Below are 19182 nucleotides of genomic sequence, written 5' to 3' on the forward strand. Positions count from 1 at the left end.
ATCAGATTTCGCTCGACAGCGCGATGGCCCGATCGACCATCTGCGGCGCGAGGCCGAGATAGTTCGCGGGGTCGGTCATGCGGTCGATCGCGGCGCGGTCGAAGTGTTTCGTCACTTCGGGCAATGCGGCGAGTGCTTCGGCGAGCGTGCCGCCGTGTTCGTTCACGGTGCGGCACGCGTCGTACACGATGTCATGTGCCTGCTGACGCCCGGTGTAAGGCGCCATGCCCATCATCACCGCTTCCGCGACGATCAGGCCGCGACTGATGCCGAGGTTGTGCTTCATGCGCGCTTCATCGACGATCAGGCCGCCGAGCGCGAACTTCGCCTGATGCAGCGCGCCCGACGTGAGAATGAAGCTCTCCGGAATCGCGATCCATTCGGCATGCCACGGGCCGGTGGCGCGCTCGAAGTCCTGGATCATCGCGTCGACCATCAGGCCCGCGTGCTGGCGCACCGCTTTAGCTGCGGCAAGCATGAGTTCGCTCGAAATCGGATTGCGTTTTTGCGGCATGGTGCTGCTCGCGCCGCGGCCCTTCACGAACGGCTCGTACACTTCCGCGAATTCGGTGGACGCCATGATCATGATGTCGATGGCGATCTTGCCGAGCGAACCCGTGACGAGCGCGAGCAGGTTGACCGCTTCGGCGAAGCCGTCGCGCGCGACGTGCCATGTGGTCGCCGGCACGCCGAGCTTCAGTTCTTCGGCGAGCGCCTTCTGCACCGCGAAACCCGTCTCGCCGAGCGATGCCAGCGTGCCCGCCGCGCCCCCGAACTCGACGACGGCCACGCGTTCACGCATCTGCGCGATACGTTCCTGATGACGATCGAACATCGCGAGCCAGATCGCGACCTTGTAGCCGAAGGTGACGGGCAGCGCCTGCTGCAAGTGCGTGCGGCCGGCCATCGGCGTGTCGCGATGCTTCTTCGCGAGGTTCGCGAGAATCGCGCGCAGTTCGCGGATATCGCCATCGATCGAATCAAGCGCATTGCGCACCTGCAGCGCGACGGCTGTATCCATGATGTCCTGAGTCGTCGCGCCCCAGTGAACATAGCGTCCGGCGTCGCCGCACATCTTCACCATCTGATGCACGAGCGGCAGGATCGGATAGCCGACGATATCGGTTTCCTCGCGCATGTGATCGAAGTCGATGCGCTCGATCTTCGATTCACGCGCGATCACCTCGGCGGCTTCGGCGGGAATGACGCCGGCGCGCGCCTCGGCCTTCGCGAGCGCCACTTCGACGTCGAGATAACGCTGCACCAGCGCGTGATCCGCGAACAACGCGCGCATTTTCGCGGTGCCGAAGGCGTCGCGGAACAGCACGGAATCGAACACGGTGCTGGCCAGGGGGGGCACGGAACTCGTCATGAAGACCTCTCGGGGATACGGAATGTCGATGAAAGAGGACACGTAATATGTCCGGACATATGCAGATTAATATGTTCGAACATATCGGGCAAGCTATGATTTACCCTGACCACCGCAAATCACCACCATCGCAGCAATGAACAGACCGCATTTCGCCGAGATCGCGCGAGAACTGACCGAGGGAATCGCATCGGGACGCTTTCCTGTCGGCTCCTATCTGCCGACCGAACTGGAGCTGCGTGACCACTACCAGACGAGCCGGCACACCGTGCGCGCCGCGCTGCACGAGTTGCAGCAAATGGGGCTCGTGTCGCGGCGCAAGAACGCCGGCACGCGCGTCGAGTCGATGCAGCCACGCAATGACTTTCGGCCCTCGCTCGCGTCCGTCGACGATCTCGTGCAGTTCGGCTCGGAGCATTTGCGCCTCGTGCAGTCGACGCAGCAGATCGAGGCGACGGCTAAGCTCGCGAAGACCTTGCGCTGCGCGCAGGGCGCGCCGTGGCTGCGCGTGTCGAGTCTGCGGATCGATGGCGACAAGGACAGCCCGCCCGTCGGCTGGACCGACGTGTATATCGATCCGGAATACGAGGACATCGCGCAAGCCGCGAAGGAGAATCCGGATACGCTCATCAGCTCGCTGATCGAGACACGCTATGGCCGCAGCATCGACGAGATTCAGCAGGATGTGCGGGCCATTACGGTGACCGCCGAAATGGCGAAGCGCCTGCGCGTGGACGCGGGCACGGCGGCGCTGGAAATCGTGCGCCGCTATCTCGATGCGACCGGCGCGACCTTCGAAGTGTCGGTCACCGTGCATCCGGCCGAACGGTTTTCGGTGTCGATGCGCCTCAAGCGGTCTCAAGGCTGAGCGTGCCATGTGGGCGCACCCGGAGCGGACGCGAATAGCACGATCGTGCTGAGTTGCATCGAACAGAACGGACCGGGGCATTGAGCGGGCATCGATGACACCGCGTCATCGATCCCATAACCGGCAAGCCATTTTTCCCGAAGCGTCCGCGCCTTAACATGCGATCCATCGAAGTCAAACGGATTGCATAAGGAGCCGGACCATGTACGTCATCACTGGAATCACTGGACAAGTCGGCGGCGCGCTCGCGAATGCGCTGCTGGAAGCGGGCAAGCCCGTGCGCGCCGTCGTGCGCGATGAGCAAAAGGGCGCGGCGTGGTCGGCGCGGGGGTGCGATGTCGCCCTCGCCGACATGACCGATGCCGACTCGCTCGCGCATGCCTTCGAAGGCGCCGAAGCCGTGTTCATTCTTCCGCCGCCCGAGTTCGATCCCGCGCCGGACTTTCCGGAAGCGCGTGAAGTCATCGACGCGATCGTCGCGGCGGTGGCGCGGGCGAAGCCGCGCAAGATCGTTTGCCTGTCGACGATTGGTGCTCAGGCCGCACAGACCAATTTGCTGACGCAGCGCACGTTGCTGGAAGATGCGCTTCGTCGGCAATCGATTCCTGTCACGTTTCTGCGTCCTGGCTGGTTCATGGAGAACTGCGCATGGGATGTCGACGGCGCGCGTGGCGAGGGCGTCGTGCAGTCGTTCTTGCAACCGCTCGATCGCGCGATTCCGATGGTGGCTACCGATGATATCGGCTTGCTTGCCTCAAAGCTGATGCAGGAAGACTGGGCGGGCGTGCGTGTCGTCGAACTGGAGGGACCGGTGCGCGTGAGTCCGAATGATATCGCTGCGGCGTTCGAGGAGGTGCTTGGCAAGCCGGTACGGATGGAGGCAGTTCCGCGCGGAACATGGCAGGCGCTTTTCGTGAGTCAGGGCATGAGGAACCCGATGCCCCGCATGCGGATGCTCGACGGGTTCAACGAAGGCTGGATCGATTTTGAGAACGGTCGCGCGGAGATCGTCAAGGGGACGACGTTGCTTGTCGATGTGATTCGTAGGCTCGTTACCAAGCCTTAGGCAATATCACTCACGTAAGGAATCAGCGCCGCCTGCCCACGATACACGCCATCGCGATCGAACAACTGCCACACAGTCGCGCGCTCGATCCAGAATCTCTCGCCCGTCTTCCTGACGCGAACGCCACGATAACCATCGACATAACCATCACGCGTCACCTGTTCAAGAAACGCCTGACGTTCGCTGCGTTCGGGCGCTTCGGCGGAGAGCCGCGAGGGCAACGCCGTCAACTCGTTCCACGTATAGCCGAACAACCGTTGCGCGCGCAGGTTGCCATAGACGAAAACGGGATCGGCCTGCGTGTCGTGCGCGAGAATGCCGAAGGGCGCGTCTTCATAAAGCCAGCGCGCGGCTTCGGCGGAACTCATGGTTTGATCGGGAACCAGCGACTTTCCCAGCAAGCGCGTATAGCTTTCGTCGAGAAGCGTGAAGAAGTCGGAATCGGTGGGCTGCATCGTGCAATGAATCGAGTGGACAGAAGGCGATAACCTTACTCGTTTGCTTCGGTTTGTGCACGCTCCAGGTCCGCATGGGCTTCATCTACCTTGCGTTGCCGCTCCGCGATCTTCTTCGCGCTCTTGCCTTCGCTCTTCGCTTTCTGAAGATCGTGCTGACGTTCGTCGAGTTTCTTCTGCGCCGCCGCGACCTTGCGCTGGGCCTCGCTTTTCAGCGATTCATCCGTGCAATTGGCATTCAGACGCGCGAGCGCCGTCTCCAGCCCATCCGCGCGATTCGCATTGCCATGCGCGCGCGCATACGCGATTTCCTGTTCGATCGAACTGCGCTTCGCATCGCATCCTTTCGATTGAGCCGCGCAATAAAGCGGACTTGCGAGCGATACGAGCAGCAATGCCTTGAATGCGAGTTTCATGTATGGCCTCACGAAAAGCGATGCACGACTGGTGAGCCGATACTCTACCGTTTTCTGCCTATACGAGTACGGCTACACTGTCGTCTCACGTGCATCAAGATATTCCGGACATGAATCACGAAACACTGACTCCCGAGGCGCTTCATCACATTGCGCACGGCGCATTGCTCGCAGCGGGTTCCACCGAAGCAACCGCAGAAGCCACCGCGAAAGCGCTCGTCTATGCCGACACACACGGTCTCGCGTCACACGGCGTCGCGCGCCTGCCGATGTACCTCGCGCAATTGCGCAACGGCCGCGTCGATCCGGCCGCGGTACCGCACATCGTGCGCGACAAGGGCGCGGCGTTTCTCGTCGATGCCGCCGATGGTCTCGCGTTCGCCGCCTGCGAACTCGCGATCGCCACAGGCATCGAACGCGCGCGCACGTTCGGCACGGCGGCGGCGAGCATCACGCGCAGTCATCACTTTGGCGCCGGTGCGTATCACCTCGAAGGCGTGGGTGAAGCGGGGCTCGTCGGTCTCGCGTTCAGCAACGCGCCCGGCTCGATGCCCGCATGGGGCGGCTCGCGACCGCTCTTCGGCACGAATCCGATTGCCGCCGTATTCCCCCGCGTGAACGGCAAGCCGCTGATGATCGATCTGTCTTTGTCGCAAGTGGCGCGCGGCAAGATCATGGTCGCCGCGCGCGACGGCAAGCCGATTCCCGAAGGCTGGGCCACCACCGCCGACGGCGAGCCGACCACCGACGCGCATGCCGCGTTGAACGGCATGATGCTGCCCTTCGGCGGCGCGAAGGGCGCGATGCTGGCGTTGATGGTGGAACTGCTCGCGGCGGCGCTTGCGGGCGCGCAGTTCGGCGCGGAAGCGGGATCGTTCCTGACGGCCGAAGGCAGGCGCTCGCGCGTGGGCCATCTGTTCTGGATCATCGATCCGGGCGCGCTCGCGGGCAACGATGCGTATCTCGAACGCATCGAGACGCTGATCGAACTGATGCTCGCCGATGAAGGCGTGCGCTTGCCGGGTTATCGGCGCCATGACGTGGCCGCGCAGTCGGCGCGCGAGGGCATCGAATTGCCCGCGTCGCTCGTCGCGCAACTGCGGGCTTGCGCGGATACGCTCAGGACTTGACGACCTTGCCCGCCTGAAGCACGACTTCGATGCGCTCGCCATTGCCCGACACCGCCTCGATATCCTTCAGCGGATTGCCATCGACGATCAGCACGTCCGCGGTCGCACCCGCCGCGATCGTGCCGAGCTTGCCCTTCATGCCGATGATGTCCGCCGCGATCGTCGTCGCGGAGCGCAGCGCTTCCAGATTGCCGAGCACGTCCGCGCGAATGCGGAATTCGCCGGACTGAAACTCGTGCATCTCGCCGAGCAGGTCCGAGCCGAAACCCATCGGCACGCCGGCGCGCGCGTAGATTTCGAGCGATTCGCGTCCGGCCCGCTGCACCGATGCGACCTTCGCCACGGACTCGGGCGGCAGACCGTATTGCGCGCCATGTTTCGCGAGGGCATCGTAAGTGACGAGCGTCGGCACCACGAACGCGCCGTGTTCGCGCATCAGGCTTGCGGCGGCTTCATCGACGAGATTGCCGTGCTCGATCGTGCGCACACCGCAACGCACCGCGCGCGCGATCGCGCGGCCCGTGTACGCATGGGCCATCACATAGGTGTTCGCAGCTTCGGCTTCCGCGACGATCGCGCGAATCTCGTCTTCCGAGTATTGCGTGTTGTTGATCGGATCAGTCGGCGAAGCGACACCGCCCGACGCCATGATCTTGATCTGCGTCGCACCCTTCTGGATTTCCTCGCGCACGGCGAGACGCACGGCATCGACGCCATCGACCACGCGCGCGATCGCACCGGCGCGAAAGCAACATGAGCACGGTTCCAGCAGATCGTTGCGCGGCCGGAAATCGCCGTGACCGCCCGTTTGCGACAGCGCCTTGCCCGAAGGGAAAATGCGCGGCCCCGGCACGAGGCCGGTTTCGACCGCCTGCATCAGCGCCCAGTCGGCGCCGCCCGCGTCACGCACGCTCGTAAAGCCGCGCGAAAGCATCGCCGCGAGTATCGGCAGCGAGCGAATGGCCGCGAGAATGTTCGGTTGCGCGGCGTTCGCACCGAGATTCGCATTGGATGCGAGCACGTGAACGTGACAGTCGATGAAGCCGGGCATCACGGTCTTGCCCTTCGCATCGATCACGCGCGCGTTCGGCAGATCGACGGGACGGTCCGTCACTTCGACGATGCGCTCGTTCTCGATCACGACATGATAATTCGCGAGCAATTCGCCACGCTCGAGATCGAGCACGTTGCCGCCCTGGATGACGATGGTTGTCATTGCATTGACCTCGTTGTCTGGTTCAGACGCGCTTCGTGGCGTTCTTGATGAAGCGCGTGCCCGCGAAGCTGATCGCCGCGGCGATCATCACGTAGATCGCGGGCGCCATGTTGCTGCCGGTCTTCGCGATGAGCCAGGTGATGAGGAAGGGCGCGAAACCGCCGAAGATCGTCACGGCGAAGTTGTACGCGACGGACAGGCCGGTCGACAGAACTTTGGTCGGGAACAGCTCGGCGAACGCGGCGAGAATCGGGCCGGTGTAAGCCGCGATCAGCACGCCGAACACCGCCTGAAACACGAGCAGCGAGGCGAGGCCGGGCGCGGCGTTGATCCACGCGAACATCGGCCAGGCGAGCACGAGGATCGCGAGCGCGGCGCCGGAGAGGAAGGGGCGACGGCCGTAGCGGTCGGCGAGCGTGCCGATCACCGGCGAGAAGCACATGATCATGAGGCCGCCCATCATGCCGGCGACGAGGCCCGTCGATTGCGGCAGATGCAGCGTGCGCACGGAGTACGTCGGCATGTAGAAGAGCAGCACGTAGGTGCAGACGGTCCAGAGAATCACCATCGAAAAGCTCGCAAAGGTTTCGCGCGGGAAGTTCGACAGCACTTCGGCGAGCGGCGACTTCGCCTTCGCTTCGTCGCTGACGGCGGCGAAGGCGGGCGTTTCGTCGATGTGGCTGCGGATGTAGTAACCGACCGGACCGACGATGATCCCGAGCAGGAACGGCACGCGCCAGCCCCAGCTATTGAGCGCGGCGGCGTCGAGCGACGAGGTCACGAACGCGCCCGTCGCGGCGCCGAGCAGCACGGCAAAGCCGATGCTCGACTGAATCCAGCTCGAATAGAACGCGCGCTTTTCGGGCGGCGCGTACTCGGTGAGAAAGGCCGTGGCGCCGCCCATTTCTCCACCTGCGGAAAAGCCCTGCAACAGCCGCGCGACGACGATGACGAGCGGCGCGAAAATGCCCGCTTGTTCGAACGTCGGCGCGATGCCGATGAGCGCGGTGCCGAACGCCATCAGCAGGATCGTGAGAGAAAGCGCGGCCTTGCGTCCGACCTTGTCGGCATAGATGCCGAGCACGATGCCGCCCACGGGCCGCATGAAAAAGCCGACACCGAAGGTCGCAACCGTGAGCAGCACCGAGGTCAGCTCGTTGCCGGTGGGAAAGAACAGCTTCGCGATAGTGACCGCGAAGAAGCTATAGACGGTGAAGTCGAACCATTCGAGCCCGTTGCCGAGCACCGTTGCGACGATGGCGCGCCGCCGCTGCGTCCCGAGAGCGGGCGCGTGCGGCGTGGCGGGTGACAGTGTTCCTTGCATCGGACGATCCTCCTCCAGAAATAAGTCTCCCTTGCATGACGACATGCTAAGTACGGGGAGATTTGTTTCTGAAACGAAAGATTCGCATGCATGCATGCGCTGGACGCATGCGAACGGATCATGCCGCCTGTTCGAAGAGCCAGCGCGTGAAGATGCGCGCGGCCTGATTCTGCGCACGGTCGCTCGGCGTGATGACGTAGTAGCCGCCGCCATGGCTCGCCGACTCGCGCGTCACGCGCACGAGCAGTCCTTCGTCGATGCATGGATCGATCATGTGTTTCCAGCCGAGCGCGACGCCCTGGCCGAGTATCGCCATCTGCACGAGTTGCGGATAGTGATTGATCGTGATCGTGCGCGGCGACTTCGGCATGTCCAGGCCATTTTGGCGAAAGAGCTCGGACCACGACATCCACTGCCGCTGGCCGTCTTCGAGCACGAGCAGCGTTTCGTGCGCGAGATCCGCGAGGCTCAGCGAGCGGCCCGCGAGATATGCGGGCGCGCAAACGGGAAAGACTTCTTCGTCATACAGACGCCGCGCGCTGAAATGCGAGGCGAGTTCCTGGCGCACGTAGTAGACGCCGACATCGAACTCGGCGGCTGTCATCGTCGCGAGGCCATCGCGCACGATGAGTCGAAGGTTCACGTTCGGATGCGCGGCGCGAAAGCGCGGCAATTGCGGCGTGAGCCACAACACGGCCACTCCCGACGAGCACGCGATCGTGAGCGCCATGTCGCCGTGATGCTTCATCACGTCGTGCGTGGCTTCGGCGCAATGCGCGAGAATCGTCTGCACCTGGCTCGCATACTGCTCGCCCGCGAGCGTGAGTCGCAAGGCGCGATGCTCGCGCACGAACAGCGAACGGCCGAGAAACTCCTCGAGTTGCTGGATCTGGCGGCTGATCGCGCTTTGCGTGAGATGCAGTTCGGTGGCGGCCTTCGTGAAGCTCGCATGACGCACGGCAGCTTCGAAGGCGATGAGACATTGCAGCGGAGGAAGCGGGGCGATTCGCATGGTCGGTCGTGAAGGAGAATCGTGCAACGCGCCGACCATACGAGGAATGCGCAGAGTTTGCAAGCGTTCAGCGTGCGAAGCGCTTGCGTCTGCGCAACGACGTCATCACACGGATTTCACTTCGCCGCCGTCCATTCTCAGCGTGCTGCCCGTCATCCATTTCGCGGCGGGCGAGACGAGAAACGCCATCAACTCGGCGATCTCTTCCGGGTTGCCGTAACGCGCGATGCCGGCTTCAGCGGGAAAGCGCGCGGTCGCTTCCTCGACGCTCATGTCGTGCAGCGGCGCCCAATGTTCGAGATACGAGCGGCGTCGTCCCGTCATCACGGGACCGGGCAACACGCTATTCACTTGCACGCCGTCCGCGATGCCGCGATCGGAAAACGCCTTCGCCAACGCGACAATTGCCGCGTTGATCGTCCCGACCGCCGCATACGGCGCCTTGGGAAACAGCGCTGAATTGCCCGACATCAACACGACCGATCCCGATGTCTCCTTCAACGAGGGCCACGCTGCGACGGTCAGCCGCCGCGCGCCATGCAGCTTCAGCGCGAGTCCGGCGTCCCATTGTTCGTCGGTCATGTCGAACAGATCGATTTGCGGCACCGCGCCCGCGATATTGAGCAGCGCGTCGACGCGACCGAACGCGGCGAGCGCTCGATCGACGACCTCCTGCGCGGCTTCGGGCAGCGCCAGATCGATATCGATCGCGAGCGTGCCGGCGCCCGCTTGTTCCGCCATTCGCGCGGTTTCATCGAGATTCTCGCGATTGCGCGCGACGAGCACGAGCGAATCGAAATCGCGCGCCAGACGGATCGCGGTCGAACGGCCGATGCCCTGACTCGCACCCGTGACGATAGCTACTTTCTTGGACATATCCTTTCTCCCGTTTTCAGTGAACGACGACCATCTTTCCGTTTGCTTCATTCGCTTCCATCACGCGATGCGCTTCGCGAATGTCATCGAAGGAAAATACGCGTGACGGCTTCGCGTCGAAGCGGCCCGCGGCGATGTCTGCCGCGATCGCTTGCAAAGGCACATCCGACAGCGGAAAGCCTGGCGTACCGAATACGAAACTGCCGAAGAAGGTCAAATGCACGCCGCTCGACATCTGCAAAAGCGGATTGAAATCCGCGATCGGCGCGAGGCCGCCGAGCCAGCCCGCGAGACACGCGCGGCCGCCGCGACGCAGCATCGCGAGTGAATCGAGAATCGTGCTGTTGCCGACGAGATCGAGCACAGCATCGATCTCCTTCGCTTCCGCGATGCGCTTGCTGAGGTCCGGTCCTTCGAGTTCGACGCGCGATACACCCAGCGCTTCGAGCTTCGCGAAGCGCGCGCGATTGCGCGTCGTCGCGATGACCTTCGCGCCCGCGTTCACCGCGAGATTCACGGCCGCCTGACCGAACGACGACGTCGCGCCGCGAATCACGATCGTTTGGCCTTGCTCGAGTTCGAGGTTGCGAAACAGGCACGTCCATGCCGTCGCATAGGTTTCGGGAATCGCGGCAAGCTCGGCCCACGGCAAGTCCGATTCGATCAGCGCCACGTTCGACACCGGCGCGCGCGTGAACTGCGCATAACTTCCGTTGATGGTGCGCCCGAGCCCGCCCATCAGCGCGGCCACTTTCGCGCCGACCGGAAACTCGCCGCCCGGACACGACTTCACGATGCCCACGCATTCGATGCCGCTGACTTTCGCGGCTTCGGCCCATTCGCCGCGCCGCATGTGCATCTCGGCGTGGTTGATGCCGAACGCCTTGATCTCGATGACGACATGGCCGGCCAGCGGTTCCGGCTCCGGAATCTCCGCATGGACGAGGCTGTCGAGACCGCCGAACTTTTCGAGGACGATTGCACGCATGATGTTCTCCTTGGATGGATTCGCGTTTCAGTGAGCGAGGAATTCGGTGATGGCCGCCGCGATCTGCGCCGCGTGCGTTTCGAGCGCGAAGTGGCCCGTGTCGAAGAAGCGCACGTCCGCATTCGGGATATCGCGCTTGAAAGCTTCCGCGCCCGGCGGCAGGAAGAACGGATCGTGCTTGCCCCACACGGCGAGCAACTTCGGTTGATGCTCGCGGAAATAAGCCTGGAATGCCGGATACAGCGCGACGTTGTTGCGATAGTCGTAGAACAGATCGAGCTGCACGTCATGCGCGCCCGGACGGTTCAGGTAGTAGTCGTCGAGCGCATAGCCATCGGGTGAAATCGCGGATACGTCGGGCACGCCGTGCGTGTATTGCCACTTCGTCGTGTCTTTCGTGAGGAACGCACGCAATGCGTCGCGGTTCGCTTGCGTCGGCGCTTGCCAGTACGCGCGGATCGGATTCCAGCCGTCGCTCAGTCCTTCTTCATAGGCGTTGCCGTTTTGCGAAACGATCGCCGTGATGCGTTCGGGGTGCTTCAGCGCAAGACGAAAGCCAGTGGGCGCGCCGTAATCGAAGACATAGACCGCATAACGATCGAAGCCGATGACTTCGGTGAAGCGATCGATCACGTTCGCGATGTTCTCGAACGTGTACGGGAACGCGTCGCGGCTCGGCAAATCGGAAAGGCCGAAACCGGGCAGGTCGGGCGCGACGATATGAAACCGTTCGGACAAGAGCGGAATCAGGTCGCGGAACATGTGGCTGGAACTCGGAAATCCGTGCAGCAGAAGCAGCTTCGGCGCGTCTGCCGGACCGGCCTCGCGATAGAACACGTTGAAGCCGTCGACGTCGATATGACGATGAGCGATAGAGGGCATGGCTGTCTCTCCGTGTAACCGTTAAAAGTGTGTTGAGAAGGTTACAAACCGAACATGTAACTTGTCAAGAGGTTTTTTAGCGGTTACGATGAAGTCATCGAAGAAACACGGCTGAACTCAAAAATGGACTACCGCTCCATCCCGGCGATCTTCCTGGCCGATGCGCCCGGCCTCGACTTCCTGAATTCGATTGCGACGCCGGTCGATGAACCCGTCGACTGGATCGGCGACGGCGAAGGTTTGCTGTCATGGCTTGAACAGGCGCAGCTCGTGCCCATCGAAGTGCTTGCGCACATGCGTTCGCATGTCGCGCCGGCAGAACTGGATGAGGTCGCGGCGAAGGCGCGTGGCTTGCGCGAATGGTTTCGCGCATTCGTGCAAAAGAGGAAGGGAAGGCCGCTATCGGCGAAGGATTTGAGCGAACTCGATGCGCTGAATCGCGTGTTGCAGCGCGATGAACAACACGGTGTGATCGTCGCCGATGCGAATGCCGCGAGCGGTTTCGCGTACGGCATGCAGCGGCGCTGGCCGACGGCCGAATCGCTGCTGATGCCGATCGTCGAAGCGCTCGCGAAGCTCGTCTGCGAAGAGGACTTTACTTACGTGAAGGCGTGTGAAGGGCCGTCGTGCACGTTGCTGTTTGCCGATCACACGCGTGGGCATGCGCGCCGCTGGTGCAGCATGGCGATTTGCGGGAATCGCGCGAAGGTGGCCGCGCATCGGGCGCGGCTCAGAGAGGGGAAGGGCGGTTGAGAATATCGCTATGCATTTGCGTGAGTGGATGTCCTCGAAGACGGCGTCCTTTACCTCTGAGCGCGCGAGTGAATTTATTACAGTCATTCTTGCCACGGCAAACTATGCTGATCCTCTCCGTTGATACGGAGGACCAGAAGTGTCTTTCACCATAACCGTGGGCCTGTTGGATCGCTGCATGCTGTTTGCGCGCGCGGAGTCGCGGCAATACTCCGGACAAGCTGCGGCAGTCAGCGATGGGAGTCGGATCATCGCGGCGGCGAGTCCGGAGCAGATTGCCCCGACTGCATTTGTTGCTGCTGATCTCGCGGATTTCCTGAGAGATCCGCATGGCACGCCGTTTCATCGAGGTCTTGGGGCGTGTGTAAGGAGAGAGCAATGCTGCGATACTCGAACTGCCTCAGAGGGAGATTCCTGGGATGAAGACCACGCCACGCTGCGTCGTAATCGCATACGACGAAGACAACAATGCGATCGAAACTTGCACGGTGAGCCGTGAGACGATCGAGAGTCTGCGCTCGGCGTCATTGGTCGTGCCATTATCGATCGACGATGAAGGCGGCAAGGCAGATGACGAGTTCGCGCGCAAGCTCGGCGCGGCATCGTTGCTTCTGCTTGCCGTACATCAACCGGCGCTCGCTTCCTACATCACGGTGACGCGCAATACCGAGCCGACGCCCGATCCTACCCCACCTTCGCCACGTTCGGAATAGCGCGAACCGCGCTATTCCACCCCTTCCACCCGCGACGCGCACAAGCGCCACGAAGACGCAGCCGGCTTTGCATCGGCCACTTCACGCCACCACCGTTCCCCGCGATGCGGCGCTTCGAGGTCCAGCCGTTCGCCCATGCGCGGCGTCGCAGCCGCGACGCCGCGTGCAAGCGCAAGTCCCGTTACCCGCTCGAACGGCTCCTGCCACGGATGCAGCGCCAGATCGAAGGTGCCGTTGTGAATCGGCACGAGCCAGCGGCCGCGCAAGTCGATGTGCGCCTGCACCGTTTCCTCGGGCTGCATGTGGACATAGGGCCATTGCGCATCGTAGGCGCCGGTTTCGATCAGCGTGACGTCGAACGGTCCGAGGCGTTCGCCGATCGTTCTGAAGCCGTCGAAATAGCCGGTGTCGCCGCTGAAGAACACGCGCACGTCATCATCGATGATGACCCACGACGCCCACAGCGTGCTGTTGCCGTCGAGCAGACTGCGGCCGGAAAAATGTTGCGCGGGCGTCGCGGTGAACGAGAGGCCGTCGAGCTGCGCGCTTTGCCACCAGTCGAGCTGACGCACCTTCGATGCATCGATGCCCCATTCGATCAACCGGTCGCCGACGCCGAGCGGCGTCAGAAACATCTGCGTCGTCGCGGCCAGCGTGAGCACGGTGTCGCGATCGAGATGATCGTAGTGATCGTGTGACAGGATCACGGCGCGCAGCGGCGGCAGGTCATCGAGCGCAATGGGCGGCGCGTGAAAACGCTTCGGCCCGACGCGCCTGAACGGCGACGCGCGCTCGCCGAAAACCGGGTCCGTCAGAAAGTATTCACCGCGCAGCTTGAAGAGCATCGTCGAATGGCCGAGCCGGTACAGACTGCGATCGGGCGCGGCGTCGAGTTGTGCGCGCGTGAGCGCGTCGACGCTGGGCACTTGCGCCGGCACCGCGTTGTGCGGCTTCTTGAAAAGCATGTTCCACACGATGCGCAAGGTCTTGCCGACGCCTTCGACGGGACGCGGCTTCACGTTGCGAAAGCGCTCGCCGTCATGTTGCGGCGACGCGCTCGACATCACGCGTGAGCGCTTGGCTGCGGCGATACCCAGGGCACGGCTGATGCGAGCGGCAAACGAAGTCATGGGGCGTCATCCCGGATCGGAAAGTAGACTGCACAGTGTAGTTTAATTTTGAGAAAAAAGTAAACCGACCGGTGTAAAATATGGGGATGGATTCGAACGACATCGACGAAATTCCCCAGCGCCTGACCGACCGCAAGCGCGCCGCGATCGTGAGCGCGGCCGTGGAGGAGTTCATCGCCGCGGGCTACGACGCGACCAGCATGGACCGCATCGCCGCACGCGCGGGCGTGTCCAAGCGCACGGTCTATAACCATTTCGAGAGCAAGGAAGCGTTGTTCGCCGCGATCCTGCATCGTCTCTGGGACGCGAGCGAAACCGGCGATTCACCCGTCTATAGCGCCGATGAACCGTTGCGCGCGCAACTGCTCGCGCTGCTCACGCGCAAGCTGCGTCTGATGACCGATGAGGCTTTTCTGTCGCTCGCGCGCGTGGCGATCGCGGCGGGCATTCATTCACCGGAGCGCGCGCGGGACATGGTCGCGCGCATCGGCGAGCGTGAGGAAGACGTCACGGCGTGGATCAGAAAAGCCGCCGCCGATGGCCGTCTCGTGGTCGCGGACCCGGTCTTCGCCGGGCAGCAATTGCATGGCATCGTGAAGGGTTTCGCGTTCTGGCCGCAGGTGACGATGGGCCAGCCGCCGCTTTCGAAGAATGAGCAGAAGAAAGTGGCGGAAGCGGCCGCCGACATGTTCCTCGCGCGCTATGAGCGCGCCGCTTCGAAACCCGCTTCGAAATCTTTATAAAACCGCTTCCGCGACCAGTTGCAACGCGGGCGCGAGTTTCACGCACACTTCCGGGCGTTCCAGCGCATACGCCAGATTCTTCTGCGCGATCTGCACGTGCTCTGTCGCGAGCGCCTGCGCGCGCGTGCCTTCGCCGCGTTCCAGCGCATCCACCAGACTGTGGTGCTGCTGATGCGCCATGAAAAGCCATTGCCGTCCTTCTTCGATGGCCGATTGCATCGGCAACATCGCGCTCGCTGCGGCGAACGGCAGGCGATTGTTCATGTCGATGGCGCGCATCAGCGCCGCGTTGCCCGACCCTTCGACGATCAGCTTGTGGAAGCGATTGTTCATGTCGGTGTAGGCGGCGTAGTCGTCGAGATCGAGTTCGGATTTCGCGAGCAGCCGATCGCCCGCGCGCAGGCATTCCGCCAGCGCATTCGATAGCTGGCGCGGCACGCCGTGCTCGGCGACCAGACGCGCCGCCATGCCTTCCAGATGACCGCGCACCGCGATGGCATCGCCGATTTCGGCGGCCGTGATGCGCCGCATCACATATCCGCCCGCCGGCGATGGCTCGACCAGACCTTCCTGCTCCAGCGTGGTGAGCGCGAGCCGCACCGGCGTGCGCGACGCCTTCAGCCGCTCGGCGAGCGCGACTTCGCCCAGGCGTTCGCCGGGCGCGAATTCGCCTTTCAGGATCAGGTCGCGCAGATAGACCAATACGCGTTCTTGCTGGGATTCCATTGCTTTCTCTCCGGTCGCCACTGTGGGTGATTCTAGGCGAAAGACGGTCTACTGCGTTTGGGATTTGAGCAACTCATCGCAGTGATGTTTTTCGTTGTATGCAACATAGCGAAAACATAGTCGAAACGGTTTTCTTGACTGACTGCGGGTAAACCTTATTTTCTTCGATAAATGCAGTAATATCAACGATATAGGACTGGCTCACGCTTTGGTAGGTTGAGATTCGCACAAGCGTGCTGCATACATCATTTGTACAAATGCGTGCTTATGGCTATTCTTCGTCCCAAGAACACGGCGCATTGCATGCAATCAACCGCCGTTTGAATTCAACGAACCGGAGACATCGCCATGATGAGTTCGCAGCAAAACGAAACGATCACCCGCGTCGGCAAGGGCACGCCCGCCGGCCAGTTGTTGCGCCGGTACTGGCAGCCCGTGGCGCTCGTCGATGAATTGCCCGCCGAGCGTCCCGTGAAAGCCGTGCGCCTGATGGGGCAGGATTTCGTCGTCTTCAGGGACGAACAAGGCCGCTACGGCATGCTGGATCGCGACTGCCCGCATCGCGGGGCGGATCTCGCAGCGGGGCGTCTCGAAGACGGCGGCCTGCGTTGCGCGTTCCACGGCTGGCTCTTCGACGCCAGCGGACGCTGTCTCTCGACGCCGGGCGAGCCCGTCGGCAGCACGCTCTGCAACAAGGTGCGCCAGTCGGCATATCCGATCGTCGAGAAGGCCGGAATTCTGTTCGGTTACATCGGCAAGGACGCGCCGCCCGCGTTTCCGAACTTCGACTGCTTCGCCGCGCCCGATGCGTACACGTTCGCGTTCAAAGGTCTGTTCGAATGCAACTGGCTGCAGGCGCTCGAAGTCGGCATCGATCCCGCGCACGCATCGTTTCTGCATCGCTTCTTCGAGGACGCGGACGTGAGCGAGAGCTACGGCAAGCAGTTCCGCGGCGCGTCGGCTGATTCGAACATGCCGATCACCAAGGTGCTGCGCGAATTCGAATCGCCCGAGATTCTCGTGAGCCCGGCGGACTACGGCCTGCGCCTCATTGCAAAGCGCCCGCTCGACGAAGCGCATACGCATGTGCGCGTGACCAACGTCGTGTTCCCGCAAGCGTTCGTCATTCCGATGAGCTCGGAAATGACGATCACGCAATGGCACGTGCCCGTCGACGACGAGAACTGCTACTGGTACGCGATTTTCACGAGTTTCGGCGCGCCGACCGACAAGGCGCAGATGCGCGAGCAACGGCTCGAACTGTATGAACTGCCCGATTACACGTCGCGCAAGAACAAGCGCAACAACTACGGTTTCGATCCGCGCGAGCAGTTGAGCGAAACCTACACGGGGATGGGCTTCGACATCAACGTGCATGATCAGTGGGCCGTCGAATCGCAGGGCGCGATTCAGGACCGCACGCGCGAGCATCTGGGCACGACCGACAAGGGAATCATCGCGTATCGACGCCTTCTCGTCGATGCGATCGAGAAGACGCAGGCGGGCGAGCCGACGCTGATGCTGATCGATGAACAACAGGCCGCGCATTTGACCGGTCCCGCTTCGATCGACGGCATCGGGCCTGCGGACCGCTGGGACGAATACTGGAAAGAGTCCGACGTGAAGCGCCGCGTGAATGCGCCGTGGCCCGCGCCGAAAGCCTGAACCCACCGAACCGCAACCCGAATGGAGCGCGCGGCGCCGATGCTGCCGCGCGGAACACACATGTCTTTCGTAGAAACTCATGGTTTGTGGACGGACGCGCAGCACGCCGCCTATGCCGGACTCGTCGAACGTCTGAAAGAGGGCGATGTGAAGGTCGTACGCTTCTCGTTTCCCGATCAGCACGGCCTGTTGCGCGGCAAGACGCTCGTCGTCGACGAAGCGATCAAGGCGATGAAAAGCGGCGTCACGCTGACGACCACGCTGTTTGCCAAGGACACCTCGCATCGCACGGTGTTTCCGGTGTTCACGGCGGGCGGCGGCTTCGACATGCCCGAGATGCAGGGCGCATGCGACACGCTGATGGTCGCCGACCCGGAAACGTTTCGCGTGCTGCCGTGGGCGCCGCATACGGGATGGGTGCTGTGCGACGTGCATTTCGCCAACGGCTTGCCGGTGCCGTTCGGCACGCGACAGCTTTTCCGGCGCGCGCTCGACCGGCTATCGAATCACGGTTATGACTTCGTGTCGGGCCTCGAAGTGGAGTTTCATGTCTTCAAGGTCACCGACCCGCACATGAAGCCCGAGCATTCGGGACAGCCCGGCTTGCCGCCCGATGTCGAGTTGCTGTCACATGGTTATCAGTATCTGACGGAGTTGCGCTACGACGCCGTCGATGACGTGATGGAGCTTCTTCGGCGCAATGTCGACGCGCTCGGTCTGGGCGTGCGCTCGCTCGAAGTCGAATACGGCCCGAGCCAGTTCGAGTTCACGTTCGCGCCGACCAGGGGCATGAAGAGCGCGGACGACATGGTGCTTTTCCGCAGTGCGGTGAAGCAGATCTGCCAGCGTAACGGCTATCACGCGACCTTCATGTGCCGTCCGCGCATTCCGAATGTCGTGTCGAGCGGATGGCATCTGCATCAATCGCTCGTGCATGCGGGCGATGGCGCGAATGCGTTCATGCCCGGCGATGCGTCCGAACCCTTGTCGATAGCCGGTCAACGCTATCTCGCGGGACTGCTTGCGCACGCACAGGGCGCGACCGCGCTGTCGACGCCGACGATCAACGGCTATCGGCGCTACCGGCCGTATTCGAACGCGCCGGATCGTGCGAGCTGGGGGCGCGACAACCGCGGCGTGATGCTGCGCGTGCTCGGCGGCGTGAATGATCCGGCGAGCCGCATAGAGAATCGTGTGGGCGAGCCGACCGCGAATCCTTACCTGTACTTCGCCTCGCAAGTAATCTCGGGTCTCGACGGCATGCAGCGCAAGCTCGAATTGCCGCCTTCTGCCGATACGCCCTACGAAGCGCACGCGCAAGCGCTGCCGCGCACATTGAGCGACGCACTCGACGCGCTGCGTACTGACGAATGCCTGCGCGAAGGCCTTGGCAGCGCGTTCATCGACTACTTCTGCAAGCTGAAGCAGGCGGAAATCGACCGCTTCAATCTGGAAGTCACCGAGTGGGAACATCGCGAATACTTCGACGCGTTCTGACGGCGCGCACTCAAGGAGAAATATCATGTCTATCGTTACGGTCATCTTGCGCGACGGCACGCGCCGCGACATCGACGTGCCCGACGGCACGAGCGTGATGGAAGCCGCGATTCACAACAACGTGCGCGGCATCGACGCGGAATGCGGCGGCTGCTTGTCCTGCGCGACGTGTCATGTTTATATCGATGCATCGTCGACGGCGGATCTTCCGTCGCCCGACGAATCGGAACTCGAATTGCTGGACGGCGTCGCAGCGGAGCGGCGTCCCGAAAGCCGACTGAGTTGCCAACTCGTGATGAGCGCCGCGATCAACGGGCTCGTCGTACAGATTCCGCAAAGACAGGGGTGAG

20 protein-coding genes are annotated in these 19182 nt (G+C 62.7%); 9 read left to right on the forward strand and 11 right to left on the reverse strand.

Features of this window, described 5'->3' with window-relative positions; genetic code table 11:
* Nucleotide 1: 1 nt before the first annotated feature.
* On the reverse strand, nucleotides 2-1372 hold the full coding sequence (gene pcaB, locus NK8_RS27340; protein WP_213232851.1) for a 3-carboxy-cis,cis-muconate cycloisomerase: 1371 nt from the start codon (nucleotides 1370-1372) through the stop codon (nucleotides 2-4).
* A 136-nt stretch (nucleotides 1373-1508) separates the two neighbouring features.
* Between pcaB and NK8_RS27345 the strand changes: the two genes are divergently transcribed.
* Together NK8_RS27345 and NK8_RS27350 are read left to right on the forward strand one after the other, a co-directional pair.
* Complete coding sequence (locus NK8_RS27345) at nucleotides 1509-2240, forward strand: GntR family transcriptional regulator (RefSeq protein ID WP_213232853.1); 732 nt, start codon at nucleotides 1509-1511, stop codon at nucleotides 2238-2240.
* Nucleotides 2241-2442: 202 nt separating this feature from the next.
* The gene (locus tag NK8_RS27350; RefSeq protein WP_213232855.1) at nucleotides 2443-3306 is read left to right on the forward strand and encodes an NmrA family NAD(P)-binding protein; all 864 of its coding nucleotides are present in this window, start codon (nucleotides 2443-2445) and stop codon (nucleotides 3304-3306) included.
* Here NK8_RS27350 and NK8_RS27355 read toward each other — a convergent pair.
* Together NK8_RS27355 and NK8_RS27360 are read right to left on the reverse strand one after the other, a co-directional pair.
* Nucleotides 3303-3761: an MEKHLA domain-containing protein gene (locus NK8_RS27355; protein ID WP_213232857.1), complete on the reverse strand. Its 459-nt coding sequence runs from the start codon at nucleotides 3759-3761 to the stop codon at nucleotides 3303-3305. The genes NK8_RS27350 and NK8_RS27355 overlap by 4 nt on opposite strands.
* A 35-nt stretch (nucleotides 3762-3796) precedes the next feature.
* Nucleotides 3797-4177, reverse strand: coding sequence for a DUF1090 domain-containing protein (locus NK8_RS27360; protein ID WP_213232859.1), 381 nt, complete (start codon nucleotides 4175-4177; stop codon nucleotides 3797-3799).
* A gap of 110 nt (nucleotides 4178-4287) precedes the next feature.
* On the opposite strand from NK8_RS27360, the gene NK8_RS27365 reads away from it, so the two are divergent.
* The gene (locus NK8_RS27365) at nucleotides 4288-5307 is read left to right on the forward strand and encodes an Ldh family oxidoreductase (protein ID WP_213232861.1); all 1020 of its coding nucleotides are present in this window, start codon (nucleotides 4288-4290) and stop codon (nucleotides 5305-5307) included.
* On the opposite strand, the gene NK8_RS27370 is transcribed toward NK8_RS27365, so the two are convergent.
* The 6 genes from NK8_RS27370 to NK8_RS27395 all read right to left on the reverse strand — a co-directional run bounded on the left by NK8_RS27370 (nucleotide 5297) and on the right by NK8_RS27395 (nucleotide 11605).
* On the reverse strand, nucleotides 5297-6523 hold the full coding sequence (locus NK8_RS27370; RefSeq protein ID WP_213232862.1) for an amidohydrolase family protein: 1227 nt from the start codon (nucleotides 6521-6523) through the stop codon (nucleotides 5297-5299). The genes NK8_RS27365 and NK8_RS27370 overlap by 11 nt on opposite strands.
* 22 nt (nucleotides 6524-6545) lie before the next feature.
* Nucleotides 6546-7847, reverse strand: a complete 1302-nt coding sequence (locus NK8_RS27375; RefSeq protein ID WP_213232863.1) for an MFS transporter — start codon at nucleotides 7845-7847, stop codon at nucleotides 6546-6548.
* 118 nt (nucleotides 7848-7965) lie between these two features.
* Entirely contained in the window at nucleotides 7966-8859 is an 894-nt protein-coding gene (locus NK8_RS27380; protein WP_213232864.1) for a LysR substrate-binding domain-containing protein, read from the reverse strand.
* Nucleotides 8860-8964: 105 nt separating this feature from the next.
* On the reverse strand, nucleotides 8965-9735 hold the full coding sequence (locus tag NK8_RS27385; RefSeq protein WP_213232865.1) for an SDR family oxidoreductase: 771 nt from the start codon (nucleotides 9733-9735) through the stop codon (nucleotides 8965-8967).
* 16 nt (nucleotides 9736-9751) lie between these two features.
* On the reverse strand, nucleotides 9752-10723 hold the full coding sequence (locus tag NK8_RS27390) for a zinc-binding alcohol dehydrogenase family protein (protein ID WP_213232866.1): 972 nt from the start codon (nucleotides 10721-10723) through the stop codon (nucleotides 9752-9754).
* Between the two features lie 27 nt (nucleotides 10724-10750).
* A complete protein-coding gene (locus NK8_RS27395; RefSeq protein ID WP_213232867.1) occupies nucleotides 10751-11605 on the reverse strand; it encodes an alpha/beta fold hydrolase in 855 nt (284 codons plus the stop codon).
* Nucleotides 11606-11728: 123 nt separating this feature from the next.
* Between NK8_RS27395 and NK8_RS27400 the strand changes: the two genes are divergently transcribed.
* Both NK8_RS27400 and NK8_RS27405 read left to right on the forward strand, forming a co-directional pair.
* Nucleotides 11729-12358 (forward strand): ABATE domain-containing protein, encoded by a 630-nt coding sequence (locus NK8_RS27400; protein ID WP_213232868.1) that lies wholly within the window; start codon nucleotides 11729-11731, stop codon nucleotides 12356-12358.
* A 419-nt stretch (nucleotides 12359-12777) separates the two neighbouring features.
* Nucleotides 12778-13071: a hypothetical protein gene (locus NK8_RS27405; protein ID WP_213232869.1), complete on the forward strand. Its 294-nt coding sequence runs from the start codon at nucleotides 12778-12780 to the stop codon at nucleotides 13069-13071.
* 11 nt (nucleotides 13072-13082) lie between these two features.
* Here NK8_RS27405 and NK8_RS27410 read toward each other — a convergent pair whose 3' ends face one another.
* Nucleotides 13083-14201 carry an MBL fold metallo-hydrolase gene (locus NK8_RS27410; RefSeq protein ID WP_213232870.1) on the reverse strand — a complete coding sequence of 373 codons (1119 nt, stop codon included), beginning with the start codon at nucleotides 14199-14201 and terminating at the stop codon, nucleotides 13083-13085.
* An 86-nt stretch (nucleotides 14202-14287) separates the two neighbouring features.
* Between NK8_RS27410 and NK8_RS27415 the strand changes: the two genes are divergently transcribed.
* Nucleotides 14288-14944, forward strand: a complete 657-nt coding sequence (locus NK8_RS27415) for a TetR/AcrR family transcriptional regulator (protein ID WP_213232871.1) — start codon at nucleotides 14288-14290, stop codon at nucleotides 14942-14944.
* Here NK8_RS27415 and NK8_RS27420 read toward each other — a convergent pair.
* A complete protein-coding gene (locus NK8_RS27420; protein WP_061177874.1) occupies nucleotides 14939-15670 on the reverse strand; it encodes a GntR family transcriptional regulator in 732 nt (243 codons plus the stop codon). The genes NK8_RS27415 and NK8_RS27420 overlap by 6 nt on opposite strands.
* 348 nt (nucleotides 15671-16018) lie before the next feature.
* Between NK8_RS27420 and NK8_RS27425 the strand changes: the two genes are divergently transcribed.
* The 3 genes from NK8_RS27425 to NK8_RS27435 are packed head-to-tail and all read left to right on the forward strand — an operon-like array spanning nucleotide 16019 to nucleotide 19181.
* Nucleotides 16019-17335, forward strand: a complete 1317-nt coding sequence (locus tag NK8_RS27425; protein WP_213232872.1) for an aromatic ring-hydroxylating dioxygenase subunit alpha — start codon at nucleotides 16019-16021, stop codon at nucleotides 17333-17335.
* Between the two features lie 60 nt (nucleotides 17336-17395).
* Entirely contained in the window at nucleotides 17396-18832 is a 1437-nt protein-coding gene (locus NK8_RS27430; RefSeq protein WP_213232873.1) for a glutamine synthetase family protein, read from the forward strand.
* A 25-nt stretch (nucleotides 18833-18857) separates the two neighbouring features.
* Nucleotides 18858-19181, forward strand: a complete 324-nt coding sequence (locus NK8_RS27435; RefSeq protein ID WP_213232874.1) for a 2Fe-2S iron-sulfur cluster-binding protein — start codon at nucleotides 18858-18860, stop codon at nucleotides 19179-19181.
* Nucleotide 19182 lies beyond the last annotated feature (1 nt).

It is taken from the genome of Caballeronia sp. NK8 (assembly GCF_018408855.1).
Lineage (GTDB): Bacteria > Pseudomonadota > Gammaproteobacteria > Burkholderiales > Burkholderiaceae > Caballeronia.